This window comes from Alkaliphilus oremlandii OhILAs (assembly GCF_000018325.1).
In the GTDB taxonomy this organism is placed as follows: Bacteria; Bacillota; Clostridia; order Peptostreptococcales; family Natronincolaceae; genus Alkaliphilus_B; species Alkaliphilus_B oremlandii.
The window spans coordinates 323,010-337,814 of the sequence record NC_009922.1; the positions used below are offsets into that span (position 1 = coordinate 323,010).

At 38.8% G+C, this 14,805-nt stretch carries 11 protein-coding genes; 9 read left to right on the forward strand and 2 right to left on the reverse strand.

Annotation, left to right across the window (positions count from 1 at the left end; all coding sequences use genetic code 11):
• Positions 1-114: 114 nt before the first annotated feature.
• Positions 115-1,545 carry a Na+/H+ antiporter NhaC gene (gene nhaC, locus CLOS_RS01455; protein WP_012158152.1) on the reverse strand — a complete coding sequence of 477 codons (1,431 nt, stop codon included), beginning with the start codon at positions 1,543-1,545 and terminating at the stop codon, positions 115-117.
• Positions 1,546-1,961: 416 nt separating this feature from the next.
• Here nhaC and nuoE point away from each other — a divergent pair, with 416 nt between their 5' ends.
• The 5 genes from nuoE (at position 1,962) to CLOS_RS15770 (ending at position 9,923) form a co-directional block, all read left to right on the forward strand.
• Positions 1,962-2,474: an NADH-quinone oxidoreductase subunit NuoE gene (gene nuoE, locus CLOS_RS01460; RefSeq protein WP_012158153.1), complete on the forward strand. Its 513-nt coding sequence runs from the start codon at positions 1,962-1,964 to the stop codon at positions 2,472-2,474.
• Between the two features lie 20 nt (positions 2,475-2,494).
• Entirely contained in the window at positions 2,495-4,243 is a 1,749-nt protein-coding gene (locus CLOS_RS01465; RefSeq protein ID WP_012158154.1) for an NADH-quinone oxidoreductase subunit NuoF, read from the forward strand.
• 21 nt (positions 4,244-4,264) lie between these two features.
• Complete coding sequence (locus tag CLOS_RS01470; RefSeq protein WP_012158155.1) at positions 4,265-7,843, forward strand: molybdopterin-dependent oxidoreductase; 3,579 nt, start codon at positions 4,265-4,267, stop codon at positions 7,841-7,843.
• A 268-nt stretch (positions 7,844-8,111) separates the two neighbouring features.
• A complete protein-coding gene (locus CLOS_RS01475) occupies positions 8,112-9,611 on the forward strand; it encodes a leucyl aminopeptidase (protein WP_012158156.1) in 1,500 nt (499 codons plus the stop codon).
• A 138-nt stretch (positions 9,612-9,749) separates the two neighbouring features.
• Entirely contained in the window at positions 9,750-9,923 is a 174-nt protein-coding gene (locus tag CLOS_RS15770) for a hypothetical protein (RefSeq protein WP_012158157.1), read from the forward strand.
• Positions 9,924-10,045: 122 nt separating this feature from the next.
• Here CLOS_RS15770 and CLOS_RS16000 read toward each other — a convergent pair whose 3' ends face one another.
• A complete protein-coding gene (locus CLOS_RS16000; RefSeq protein WP_012158158.1) occupies positions 10,046-10,207 on the reverse strand; it encodes a hypothetical protein in 162 nt (53 codons plus the stop codon).
• A 446-nt stretch (positions 10,208-10,653) separates the two neighbouring features.
• Between CLOS_RS16000 and CLOS_RS01480 the strand changes: the two genes are divergently transcribed.
• From CLOS_RS01480 to CLOS_RS01495, 4 genes are all read left to right on the forward strand, one after another.
• Complete coding sequence (locus CLOS_RS01480) at positions 10,654-12,087, forward strand: N-acetylmuramoyl-L-alanine amidase (protein ID WP_012158159.1); 1,434 nt, start codon at positions 10,654-10,656, stop codon at positions 12,085-12,087.
• 307 nt (positions 12,088-12,394) lie between these two features.
• Positions 12,395-12,682, forward strand: a complete 288-nt coding sequence (locus CLOS_RS01485) for a Veg family protein (protein WP_012158160.1) — start codon at positions 12,395-12,397, stop codon at positions 12,680-12,682.
• A gap of 64 nt (positions 12,683-12,746) precedes the next feature.
• A complete protein-coding gene (locus CLOS_RS01490; RefSeq protein ID WP_330360308.1) occupies positions 12,747-13,022 on the forward strand; it encodes a GIY-YIG nuclease family protein in 276 nt (91 codons plus the stop codon).
• Positions 13,023-13,152: 130 nt separating this feature from the next.
• A complete protein-coding gene (locus CLOS_RS01495) occupies positions 13,153-14,727 on the forward strand; it encodes a DUF3794 and LysM peptidoglycan-binding domain-containing protein (RefSeq protein ID WP_012158162.1) in 1,575 nt (524 codons plus the stop codon).
• Positions 14,728-14,805: the final 78 nt, after the last annotated feature.

Below are 14,805 nucleotides of genomic sequence, written 5' to 3' on the forward strand. Positions count from 1 at the left end.
ATTTTTAATGCGTATAAATTTTGTAGGCATTTGTATTTGTCTAACAACTTTGTATTATTTTTTATGCATAAAATAAAAACCCTGACTCTGTCAGGGTTTTTTCCTTTATATAGATTATTTACTAGTTACGACAACCTTACCGTTTTTATCTAGTTCATTCCCATCCTTGTCTATTTTAGTGATACTGAAACCAATGTATCCATATAGAATTGCAACAAGAGGGTTGATCCAGTTTAGGAAAGCATAAGGTGCGAATGCTAATGGTGAAACTAACAGGGCACTTTGCATAAACGCTCCACAAGTATTCCAAGGGATTAAAGCAGATGTTAATGTACCAGCATCTTCTAATGTTCTAGATAAAACCTTAGGGTGAATTCCTCTGTCTCTGTAAACATCCTTGTACATTCTACCAGGGATTACGATCGATAGATATTGGTCGGCAGCAAGGATATTAACCGCAAGGCTTGTTAAAATTGTTGCTAATATTAAAGAACCTGTATTGTTTGCGAATTTTAATATTGCATTTCCGATGGATCCAAGCATACCTGTTCTTTCCATAATGCCACCGAAGACCATGGCTAATAGGATTAATGAAACAGTCCACATCATGGAGTCTAATCCACCACGATTTAAGAGTTCGTCAACCATTTCAACGCCACTCTCGATTTCAAATCCGTAGTGTGCAGCATTGATCACGTCTCCTAAGCCGGAGCCTTGGAATATCATTGCGAATATACCACCTAAAGCAGTACCAGCAAGTAATCCAGGAAGTGCAGGAACCTTAAGAACTACTAAGATAATAACGATAACAGGAGGTAGCAGTAATAAGGGTGAAACATTGAAGTTTGCTGAGATTCCTTCTAAGATAATATCGATATTTGCTGTGTCTAAAGTTGCGCCTGCATATTTTGCGCCGATAATACCGTATAAAACTAAGGAAATCAATAAACTTGGAACTGTTGTATAGAACATATGTCTAATATGTTCAAATAATGTTGTACCAGCCATTGCTGGAGCTAGGTTCGTTGTATCTGAAAGAGGTGACATTTTATCTCCAAAATATGCACCGGAAACGATTGCACCGGCTACAATGGCAGACGGAATACCTAAACCCTGTCCAACACCGATTAGAGCAACCCCTACTGTACCAGCAGTAGTCCAAGAGCTACCTGTGGCTAAGGCAACGATAGAACAGATCAGCGTTGTAGCTACTAGGAAAATACCAGGAGATAGAACTTTTAATCCATAATAAATCATTGTAGGAACGGTACCACTCAGTATCCATGTTCCGATAACACTACCGATGACCATCAATATTAAGATAGCCTGCATGGACATTTGAATTGTTTCAATAGCACCAGTCTCTATTTCATCCCATTTATAACCTAAGGATATAATCGCTACTAAAGAAGCAACTGCAATAGCAACGATGATAGGAATGTGAGGATCCGCTTCAAACTTTGTGATTGCTACAAATAGAGATGCTACAAGTACAACAATAGGAATGAGTGCGTGTAAAAGCGTGGCTTGCTTTTTCGTTTCCATAGAAATAATTTCCTCCTCTAAAATTTATTTATTTTTTGTATGAATGCATTTCTTGTAACCCCTTGAGAGCCACTCCCTTCTTTGGTTAAGTATCACTTTAAAATTATTGCATGAGTATGCATTGATACATAACTATATTACTACAAATAGATAGAAAATTCAAACTCAATTTATGTAAAAAATAATAATCTTCATTAAATATTTGTAATACTAATGGAAAATACAAGATCCTTCGATCGAGCTGTGATTTACAAGCATCTAGTGTCGTGGTATGATGTAATTGAAATATTTAGAATAATTTTAATTATAAAAGTACGTTTTTTTTTTAACTAAGTTAGAGTATAATTAGATTATACTTTGCTGTAAATGTGGAATCCTTTATACAAACTGGCAAGGAACTGAAAGGAGTGGGATAAATGAGTTGTTGTGAGGGAAAAAGTAGGAAGTTAGCAATGGAGATATCAGCACAGGATGAGGACAAACTAAAGAGCATTTTAAGCAAATATGAGGGCAAAAAAGGTAGTTTGATTAGTATTTTACAAGATGTTCAGGAATATTATAACTATTTACCGATGGATGCCTTGAACTATATATCTGTGGAAACTGGTATTAAACCAGCTAAGATCCACGGTGTCGCTACATTCTATACTCAATTTAGACTAAAACCAGTAGGGGAAAAATTGATAATGCTTTGTCAAGGAACAGCTTGTCACGTAAATGGATCCAAGGCTGTAGAGGAGGCAATTAAGGAAGAACTCCATATTCAAGATGGTGAAACTACAGAAGATAACCTCTTTACATTAATCAATGTTGCGTGCTTAGGATGTTGCAGCCTGTCTCCGGTGATGATGATCAATGACGATACCTATGGGAATCTGACACCGGAAAAGGTGAAAAGTATTATCAGAGAAATTAAATCTGCGCAATAGAGAATAAAGGGGGCTTCGATATGAAAATCATTGTGGGTCAAGGTAGCTGCGGTATCGCTGCTGGTGCCAATAAAGTATATTCTGTTTTAAAAGAACAAATAGAGCATAGAAACCTAGATATTGAGTTGAAATCAACGGGTTGTATCGGAATGTGTTATTTAGAGCCGATTGTAGATCTGATTGACGAAAATGGACATAAAGAGACCTTTGTAAAAGTAGACGGAGACATGGCAAATGCAATTGTTGCTGCAATCGCAGAACGACAAGGGAATTCATCTACAATCGAGGAAGTAGATCGAGAGATTTTATCGAAGCAAAAAAGAGTGGCTTTGAAAAACTGTGGCATTATTGATCCAGAAAATATAGACGAATACATTGCCACTGGTGGATATGAAGCGATGAAAAAGTGCTTAGAGACCATGACACCAGAAGATGTCATCGAAGAAATTAAGATTTCTGGCTTAAAAGGAAGGGGAGGCGCTGGATTCCCAACATGGTTTAAGTGGAATGCAGCAAAGCAATCGCCAGGAAGCGTGAAGTATGTAGTGTGCAACGCGGACGAGGGAGACCCTGGTGCCTTCATGGATCGAAGCGTATTGGAGGGAGATCCTCATAATTTAATAGAGGGTATGATCATCAATGGATATGCCATTGGGGCAAATGAAGGAATTATTTATGTAAGAGCGGAATATCCTCTTGCTATAAATCGATTGAACCATGCTATAGAAGAAGCGAGAAGCAGGGGATATCTAGGAAAGAATATTTTAGGACTGGATAAATTTGACTTTGATTTGAGGATTAAAGCAGGAGCAGGCGCATTTGTCTGTGGAGAAGAAACGGCATTGATTGAATCCTTACAGGGCGAAAGAGGGATGCCGAGGCTGAAGCCGCCATTTCCAGCACAGAGAGGCTATTGGGATAAGCCTACAAATATTAATAATGTTGAAACCTTCGCCAATGTTGCTTGGATTATCAACAATGGTGGTGCTGCATTTGGTCACATGGGAACAGAGAATAGCAAAGGAACCAAGGTTTTTGCATTGACTGGAAAGATAAAAAAAGGCGGATTGGTTGAGGTTCCTATGGGAATCACTTTAAGAGATATCGTATACGATATCGGTGGCGGGATTAAAGGGGATAAAGAGTTTAAGGCTGTGCAAATGGGTGGACCATCCGGTGGCTGTATACCAGCAGAGCTTTTGGATACATCGGTGGACTATGAGTCCATTGCTAAAATAGGTGCCATCATGGGTTCCGGTGGTATGGTCGTTATGGACGAAACCACTTGCATGGTGGATATGGCAAGGTTTTTCCTAGATTTTACACGGAAGGAATCCTGCGGAAAATGCATTCATTGTAGAATTGGGACAAAAAGGATGCTGGAAATATTAACTAGAATTTGTGAAGGTGAAGGAAAAGAGGGCGATATCGAACTCTTAGAAGACCTTGGAGAAAAAATAAAAGAGGGCTCCCTATGTGGATTAGGTCAAACGGCTCCCAATCCAGTACTGAGCACAATTCGATACTTTAGAGAGGAATATGAAAGTCATATTCACCGTAAAAAGTGTCCTGCAAAGCAATGCAGAAACTTATTGGAATACAATATCTTAGATGAAAAATGTATCGGTTGTGGGCTTTGTAGGCGGAACTGTCCTGTGGAAGCGATTTCAGGAGAAACTAAAAAGGTGCATTCCATCAACCAAGAGCTATGTATTCAATGTGGTAAATGCTATGAAGTTTGTAAGTTTGGCGCAGTAATTGTTGACTAATTTACACAAGGGGGAATATAAATGCCAAATATTAGGATGAATATAAATGGTATAGAAGTAATGGGACACAAGGGGCAGACAATTTTAGAAGTAGCAAAGGCAAATGATATTGAGATTCCCACACTTTGCTATGATGAAAAAGTAAAGGTATACGGTTCTTGCGGTCTTTGCGTCGTTGAAGTAGAAGGAATTCCAAAGCTGCTAAAGGCCTGTGCCACAGAAATTTCAGATCATATGATCATTCGAACCAATACCACTCGAGTGAAGGAATCTAGAAAAATAGCATTGGAGCTGCTGCTATCCGACCACGTGGGTGATTGTAGACCGCCATGTGTTCTCGCTTGTCCTGGTGGAACGGATTGTCAGGGATATGTGGGTTTAATCGGGAATGGACAATATCGAGAGGCTGTAGAGTTGATCAAAGAAAAATTACCGCTGCCAGCCAGTATCGGTAGAGTTTGTCCCCATCCCTGCGAAACTGCCTGCAGACGTCAAGCTTTAGATGAGCCAATTTCCATTGCTTGGTTAAAAAGCTTTGTAGCGGATATTGACTTAAAAAATCCCAATGTATTTATACCAGAGTTAAAACCTGCCACAGGTAAAAGTGTGGCCATTATAGGGGGCGGTCCAAGTGGACTTACAGCAGCATACTATCTAGCGGTAGCGGGACATAAGCCGGTAATCTATGAAGGAATGCCAGAGCTTGGGGGTATGCTTCGATATGGAATTCCACAATATCGACTGCCGAAGGAAGTTCTAGACCAAGAAATCGATATCATCCGGCAGATGGGTGCTGAAATGATAACGAATACAAAGATTGGAAGAGATGTGCAGCTGGACTATTTAAGAGAAAAGCACGATGCGGTGTATGTTGCCATTGGGGCGTGGAATAGTACGAAGCTGAATTGCCCAGGGGAAGACCTTGAAGGTGTCATTGGTGGAATCGACTTCTTGAGAAAGGTCACCTTGAATGAGCCGATCAAAACAGGAGAGCGAATCGCCGTGGTCGGTGGCGGTAACACAGCCATGGACGCTTGCAGAACCGCCGTAAGGTTAGGGGCAAAGGAAGTTTATAATATCTATAGAAGAACGAAGGAAGAAATGCCGGCGGAGGATATCGAAATTCTAGAGGCAGAAGAAGAAGGCGTCATCTTTAAATTCCTAGTCAATCCTATTGAGATTATAGGTGAGGATGGAAAGGTAACGAAAATAAGACTTCAAAAGATGAAGCTTGGAGAGCCGGACGAAAGAGGAAGAAGACGGCCGATTCCGATAGAGGGTGAAGAAGAGACCATCGAAGTAGACTGCGTCATTGCTGCCATTGGTCAGCAGGTAGATGTCACCGGCCTAGAGGAAATCGAATTGACAAAATGGGGTACCATCTGTGCCGATGAAAATTCCTATCGGACGAATTTACCCGATGTATTTGCAGGTGGAGATGGGACTAACAATGGACCGGATATTGCCATTGCGGCCATTGGAGAAGGTAAAAGGGCTGCGGATGTGATGTGCCGATATTTAGAAGGCAAAATGATTCCTTACGAAAAACCATTCTATGTAACCAGGGATCAGGTGCCTGTAGAGGAGTTTGCTCATAGAAAGAGAGAAAACAGACCTGCGATGGCCCATTTATCCCCAGAGGAAAGAAGAAGAAACTTTGAGGAAATCGTTGCAGGATATACAGAGGAAGCCGCTAAGAAGGATGCCATGAGATGTTTAGAATGCGGCTGTCACGATGTATTTGAATGTAAGCTCTTAGATTATTCCAATGAATATAAGGTAGAGCCAGAAAGGCTCTATGGTGAGATGCACTATCGTATGGAGGATGACGGTCATCCGTTCATTGTGAGGAATTCAGATAAATGTATCCTATGTGGACTTTGTGTTCGTGTTTGTGATGAGGTTATAGGCGCCACTGCCCTTGGTCTGATTGATAGAGGATTTGATACCATCGTAAAACCACCCTTCAACCAGAAGCTGAAGGAAACAGATTGTATCAGCTGTGGCCAATGCATCAGCATATGCCCAACGGGAGCACTTGGTGAAAGATTGGCCATCGAAAAGCCAGTACCAGTTACCCTTGAAAGCACAGCTACTGTATGCTCCCATTGTAGCGTAGGTTGTAAGGTGGATTTAAACACCAAGGGAAATCTATTGATTAGAGCCCTACCGAAAAAAGAAACTCCTTTGGGAGATGAGCTTCTTTGTGTAAAAGGACGTTTTGGCTTTGACATGACGAAGGCAGGCACAAGAATAACGAAGCCTCTCATCAGAAAAAATGGGAAGCTAGAAGAAGCTAGCTGGGATGAAGCCCTGCTTTACACAGCAAAGAAGACCCAAAGCATCGGTGCTTTATATGGAAGCAGTGCCATCGGTATTTCTGTATCCGACCGATATACCAACGAAGAGATTTATTTAATATCCAAGCTTGGTAAAGATGTATTTAAAACTGAAAATATCGGATCCTTTAACGGCAAATCTGGTGGTATTGGAGAGGTTTTCGGTTACGATGCATCGCCGAATACCTTCGACGAGCTGGTGAATACCGATACCATTCTATTGGTTGGTACAAATATTATGGACCACAACACTGTAGCAGGACTGAAAATTAAAAAGGCTGTGGAGCAAGGGGCAAAATTAATCGTCATCAGTCCGAACAAGAGTAAAATTGACGCCTATGCACAGGTGAAGGCAACGCCTAAAAACGATATTGTCTTCTTAAAGGAAATTCTAAAGGCGATGATTGAAAGTGGATTCGTAGCAGGACAGCAGAATTGTGAAAACTTTGAAGCATTGAAGAAAAGTTTAGCTGGTATTGCCATTAGTCCGCAGGCTGCTGATATTGCTCAGATCTATGGTCATTCTAAGAAAGCAATGATTGTATTTGAAGAAAAGACCATCACTTCCGATGCAGCTGCAATTCTAGGGAATTTAGCAGCCATCAGTGGGCATATCGGAAAGCCTCGCAGTGGTATGATTCAATTAAAGCAAAATAGCAACAGCCAAGGGTTGAAGGATATGGGAATTGAGAAGGGGTATGAGGAACTGGAGAATTCTCTAGAAAATAAAACGGTGAAGGCTTTGTTGGTATTTGGAGAAGATCTATCACAGGTGGATTTCGGAACATTGGACTTCTTGATGGTTCAGGATACGCACCTTACAGAAACTGCAAAGAAAGCGGATGTGGTTCTTCCGGCAGTAGGCTTTGCAGAATCTCGTGGCACCTATACCAATACAGAAAGAAGAATCCAACGGTTAAATAAGGCCATTGCACCTCTGGTAGCATATGAAAACTGGGAGATCGTAGAGAAACTTGCAGAGATACTGGATCAGAGCTTCCAATACAGAAACCTGGAGGAAATCCAGCTGGATATGGAAAAAGCAATCCCAGAATACTTTGGACTCAGCAGGGTGGAAGGAACGGAGGTATTTTGGCCAATCAACAATAGTAGAGTACTCTATGGCAATGGATTTAACTTTGCAGATGGGAAAGCAAGATTAAAGGTTGTGGAAGGTGGTCCATTATTTGTAGCGGATATCAATACGAACCATCTAACCAATTCTTTTGTAGAATATTTAAAGAAAGAGGAATTGATGTAATCCCAGCTCTACAAAGTGATCTGAAAGGAAAAGGTATCAATAAATAGAAACTATGGCTCAGGGAGACATTCCACTTCTTTGAGCCATAGTTTTTTATTTAAAGAAGTGGATTTAAATAATTAAGGTCCATCCATTAGGGAATCTAGTTATGACGAAATAATAATGATAATAATTTAATATTTTGACTATCGAAAGGAATTATGGGTATAGATATAGAATAAAGATGGTAAGATTAGTGCAAATTATGAAAGTGGAGGTCTGTTATTAAATGAAAATTCAAGTAATGAAAGATCAGATTAAAGAAATCATGGCAGATGCAATCGTCATCGGCATTTATGAAGGAACAAAAAGTCTCAACGATAATCTAAAAAGTATGGATCTGCAATTAGATGGTATTATTACTGAAATGATCAGCTCAGAAGCATTTAAAGGAAAAGAAGGAGAGACGCTGGTTATATATAGCCTAGGAAGAATTCCTGCGAAGAAAATAATGCTCTTGGGTCTTGGTAAAGAAACAGATTTGAAAGAGGATACGATAAGAAGATTAACTGCAAAGGTTGTTAGAGAAGCAGAAGCAATGAAAGCAAAAGTAGTTGCTATGACAGCCATCGGCCTAGATCGAGGCATTGCACCGGAGCTTGTCGGACAATGTATGATGGAAGGCGCAGATCTTGCAGCTTATAAGTTTGATAAGTACAAAACTACGGATAGAAATAGCGGTGAAGGAGTCCAGGAGCTCTATCTATTAAACGAAGAGGAATCCATTAACAAGGACTTAGAAAAAGGGTTTCAAACAGGAGCAAAATTAGCACAAGGTACGATTATCGCCCGTAATCTCGTCAATGAGCCAAGTAATGTGCTAACGCCTACAGCAATGGCAGACAAGGCCATAGAAATAGCCAATAACCATGGACTTGAAATCAGCATATTGGAAAAAGAGGATATGGAGAAATTAGGAATGGGAAGCTTCTTGGGCGTAACGAAAGGAAGCGAAGAACCTCCGAAATTAATCGCAATCAAATATTTTGGTAACAAAGAGGATGAAGAAATCATAGGATTGGTAGGAAAAGGATTAACTTTTGACTCCGGTGGGATTTCATTAAAGCCTGGTGCAGGAATGGATGCAATGAAAAGTGACATGGGTGGTGCCGCAGCAGTATTGGGTGCCATGGATGTAATCGGAGCCTTAAAGCCAAAGGTGAATGTAATCGCCATCGTAGGCGCTTGCGAAAATATGCCTTCTGGAAAAGCATATAAACCGGGTGATATTCTAACCTCCATGAATGGTAAAACAATAGAGATATTAAATACAGATGCAGAAGGAAGATTAGTCCTTATCGATTGTATCACCTATGCATTGAAGCAAGGTGCTACAAGGATCGTAGACTTAGCAACATTGACTGGTGCTTGCATCGTTGCTCTTGGACACGTAACAACAGCTCTCGTTTCTAATGATGATGATTTTGTCCAGCAAATGTATCTGGCTGCTGAAAGAGCAGGGGAAAAAGTATGGCAGTTACCATCCTTCCCAGAATACAAAGAGTTGATCAAAAGCGATATAGCAGATCTTAAAAATGTTGGTGACAAAGGTGCAGGAACTATTACAGCAGGATTATTCCTAGGGGAATTCGTAGAGGGTCGTCCGTGGATTCATATGGATATTGCAGGAACAGCTATGGCCTTAGGTACAAAAGGATACTATGCCAAGGGTGGATCTGGTGTAGGTGTAAGAACCTTATATCATTTAGTAAAATCCATGGAGAAATAACAAATAAAAAGAGGAGGAACTTGTATGAAAATAAATTTAACAGAGTCTGCTAAGCAAGAGATTTTAAAGCAGAATACAAAAGATAGAGGCGTTAGAATCTACGTTGCATCCATGGGCTGATCAGGTCCAAGTTTTTCATTGTCTCTGGAAGAGGCAACACAACACGATGTAGTAAAAGATGTCAACGGTGTAAAATTCGTAATTGATAAGATGCTGGATAACAGATTTGATGAAGTGAAGGTTGATTACGGCACTGTAATGTTTAGAAAAGGCTTTATCGTTGCATTAGAAAATGGTGGCGGTGGCTGCTAGTCATTAATAGAACAATAAAATCCATGATTCAGGGAATGTTAGATTTCTCTGAACCATGGATTTTTTTTAAAGTAATAGTTTATATAGGTATCTGTAGCCTTTTTATGGAGAATTTTGTGGAGCTAATTAGCGTAGATTGGATAGGTGGAACCATCTTCTGAAATTTTTAGAAGCTCTAACTTATTTTTCTTAGAGAGGAAAATCTCTACAAAGCAATTACTGCAAAAATACCTAGATTTACTGAGCTTTCCTGTATGTTCATTGCCGCATATAGGACATTTCATTAAAATCTCCTCCCTTTCTTAAAGCCATACCATGTGGTTTGAATTAAAATTTTGAAACACGAAATAATTAGTTAAAATATTACCATTTACTCATTATAATATGAAGCACTACTTTTAGCAACGCAATATTTAGAAAATTTTCAAATTTAAGGCCTTAAGCTTATACGTAAACCTTAGAATTAAGTGGGATACAAGGTCTTTGAGCAGAAGGGCGCAAATCTTATTTTAGTAAATAAGTCCTAGATCTAAGGTGGAAAAGCATGAAACTTTAACAGCTTATATTATATGCTTTTAAAGCAGATGGTATGCACAATGAAAAACAATAATTCATAATATATAGTACAGTAATTTGAGTACTTGTATTATATATAGGTACATGAGAGAGGGAGATTCGATTGACTTCAATATAAATATAAGCATAGTGCGAAAGGCTAGGAGGGTTCAATTTGTATGAGGAAGATAAGAAAATATATATAAATATATATGACAAAGGCCAAGATAAAATCGTTACGAAAGAATTAGAAGAAATGGTAAAGGTACTGTTGGCATGGAGCGTTCCCATAAGTTTTCATATGGAGGCACTGAAGGCTCAAAGTATTATTATAAGAACAAATTTAGTCCGAGAAATGAAGGTCTATGGCGGCTATGGATGTAAAGAAAATAAGGAGGCAGATATTTCATCGGCGTATTTTAAGGAAGCATTGCCCTTAGAAAATTATAAAGAGTTGTGGGAGGGCAATTATGAAGGATATCTTGAGAAGCTAGGGGTGGCTGTTGAGGAGACGGAAGGTTCTGTGATTTTATTCAACAATAAGCCCATTGATGCAAGGACACATTTGGTTTGTGGCGGTTCCACAGAAAATAGTGAGGGTGTGGAAGGCAATGTGGTTCAGTATTTGAGAAAGGTTCTTTGTGCTCATTGTCAAGGTAGCCCCTACTTTATCAATCATAAGGATATTCCATTGCAGGAGGTAGAAAAAAAGCTGGGTGTAAAACTGACGAGGGATGATGTACTCAATGCTGCCAGTATAGATGATATTATCGACGATGTGGTTCGGGATGAAGATGGTAGAGTGATCAAGATAAAAATCGGGGGTAAGGAATTTAAAGGAAAGGAAGTCATGGATAAGTTAAAAATAAGCTCTACTCGATTCAGCTGGCGGCCAGAACTGATTAGATTCTTTACCTTAGGGGAAGGGGATGGATTGGGACTTTGTCAGTATGGATCAAATACAATGGCCTGTAGCGGCAGGACTGCGGAAGAAATATTGAAATACTACTACACTGGGGTAGAAATAAAGAAAATAAAAAACCCAAGCATCCATAAGCCGTTAAAGGATCGGATATTGGTCATCGATCCAGGACATGGCGGTGAAGAAAGCGATGACTATACCGGAATGCAGGGTTTGAGGGAAAAAGATGTGAATTTATCCATTGCTTTATATTTAAAGGAAGAGCTTAAAAACTTGGGCGCTACAGTTTATCTAACGAGGGAAACGGATGAGATGGTACATTTAAATGATAGAGCAATCATGGCAAACGATATTGCGCCAGATTTTTTTATTAGTATCCATCAAAATTATTTTAGCCATCCTTCTAAGTCTGGAACGGAGATCTACTATTTCAGAGGGGATGGCAGAGCAAAAGCGCTGGGTAGAGAAATAATGATTGCGCTCAACGAAGATCTAAAAACTTTAGATAAAGGCATAAAGCAGGCAGACTTTTTTCTTTTAAGGCAGGTAATGGTCAGTTCTATTCATTTAGAAACAGCCTATATTTCCAATCCTGTAGAAGAAAAGATGCTGATGGAAGAGGAGAATAGAAAAAAAGCGGCAAAGGCAATTGCCAAGGGCATTGTTCATTTTTATAGATATCTATAGGCATAGTCTAAGAGGATGGAACCATCCTCTTAGATTGTTCAATTTTTGGCAGAAAATATATGGGTAAATAAAATTGTGCATTTTTGCTAAGGATAGAATAGATTGATCTATAAAATTTATTTAAATATGGATTTAGAATTATTTGTGAGATATCCGTAGATTTATCTATTAAAAAACATTAAAAAAATAGATAAATGGTAATTGACAACATTGTATGTCGCATTATATAATATATGGCTAATTATTTGACAAGAATTATCAAATGTGATATGATATAAATGTTAAAGTAGCGAAGGAAGGTGATTACTTGGCGAGCAGAAATCCACTTGATGGAAAGAACCAATTACAAGAGATTCGAAAAAACATCGAAGGATATGTTGGACAGAAGATTGTTCTAAAGGCTAATAAAGGAAGAAAAAAGACCACCGTTCGTGAAGGAATTCTAGAGGAAACATATCCGAGTATTTTTATTGTAAGGATTGATGGAAAGTTTGACGATAGTGTTCGAAGAGTTTCTTATAGTTATTCGGACATCCTTACAGAGACTGTTGAGATTACAATATGTAATGACGGCGAGGAGACAAGAGTTAGTTAATTATAAACAAAAAATAAACGCCACCAATGAGGTGGTTTTTATTTTTCTAAAAAATAAATAAAAAATGGTGATTGCAATGAATTATGTGTATATATTAGAATGTTCCGATCGCAGTTTATATACAGGATGGACCAACGATTTGGTAAAAAGACTGAAGGCTCACGGTGAGGGGAAGGGCGGCAAGTATACGAGAGCAAAGCTGCCTGTAAAGTTGGTGTACTTTGAGGAATATGAAGACAAAATTGAAGCACAAAAGAGGGAGTACGAAATTAAACAAAAAAAGCGAGACTGGAAGCTACAGCTTATAGAAAGAGGTTCAGCCCTAGAAAAGTTTAAATAAAGAAATAGAAAAGAAGTGAAAATCTTAGATTTTCACTTCTTTTTTTATTTTTACAACATATATATATAGAGAGAAATTTTGGACGAACTGAATATACATAATTCAAAAAGATGCGGGAGGAGGCAAAAATATGTCTGTAGAACTTATAAAAGATGTATTGAAATTGGAGCAAGTCATAGGAGAAAATATTGCCCAGACTATTGTCGAAGGTGACATTTTAGTGCCAGATACAAAGCCGGATATTACGAGAGTATTATCTGCAACGGGCAAGGTACAATTAACAAAGCAAGAAATTGGAGAAAATAAAATCACAGCAGAAGGTGTTACCTATTTTAAAATTTTGTATGTTTCAGAAAAAGGAGACCAACCATTATACAGCATAGACAGCAGTACGGAGTTCAAACAAAGCATTGATATAGACGGTGTTACACCTCAAATGAAAGGGGAGGTAACAGCGGAGGTTGAGCATATCGACTTTACAATCAACAACGATAGAAAAATAGGAATTAAAGCCATCATCAATTTGGCCAGTAAGGTCATAGAAGAAAAAAGTATAGAGATTACAAAGGACATTGCAGGGATAGAGGACATACAGGTATTAAAGGAGAGTTTCCAATATACGGACACAGCAGGTTACAGTAAATCGGAAGCTTTAATCAAAGATGGATTTGAAATGATGGAAGAGGAATATGAAATCAAAGAGGTTTTAAAGTGGGACTTAGCCGTCATAGAAAGAGAATCTAAAATTACAGATGGTAAGGTCATCGTCGGTGGCGTAGCCAATATAGAATTTTTATACATTGATGACGATTACGATAATCCATTAAAAGTAATTAAAAGAGAAGTGCCGTTTACTCATTTTGTAGAGATTCCAAATATATTTGGAGACATGACCTATCATTTAAAGCTTACTCCGAAGGAGCTTTACTACGATATTAAAGAGAATATCCGTGGCGAGAGAAAGATTGTTGAAATCGAGTCCATCATACAAGCCGATGTGAAAGTGATGGATACTCAAAGCAAAGAATTTTTAGTAGATACGTATTCTCCTAGTCAGAACCTTCAGATTAGCAAAAAGCAGATGGTGCTCAGGGAGAGCATCGGCATGAGCAGAAGCAATGTACTTTTAAGAGAAACCATGGATACACCTTATGGACAGCCGCCAATCTCCGAAGTGTTTTCTGTTAATATCCGACCAATTTTAACAGATTATACAGCCTTAGAAAATAAGATGGCAATCGAAGGTATTCTTGAAGCAACAGTTCTATACAAGGCCATAGAAGGAGCTCAATCTCTATATAGCTTTATGCAGGAGATTCCATTTAGGTATCACGGAGATCTATATGGGCTAAATGAAGATATGGAAGCAGAGGTGGATCTATTTGTAGAAGAGATCACCTACAATGTAATCAATGGAGAGCAGGTAGACGTTAAAGTCAGTATCGCTGCATTATGCAAAGGATACTGCAACAAATCCATCGATATTATTTCAGAAATTGATGTGTTAGAAGAGGACACGAATTCTCTAAAGCAACCGAGCTTAACCGTATATTTTATGAAAGATGGAGATACCCTGTGGAATGTTGCAAAGCGATACCATACAACGGTACAGCAGATCATGGAGACCAATCAAATCGAGGACCCAGCAGCAGTAAAGGTAGGCGAGAATATTATTATAGAGAAGGTCCACAACTTTAAATTATAAGAAATATGAAACGGAACCGCTAAAAGAGCGGTTCTTTTATGTTACTGTGGGTTGCAGAAAAACTATCTATTCATATAT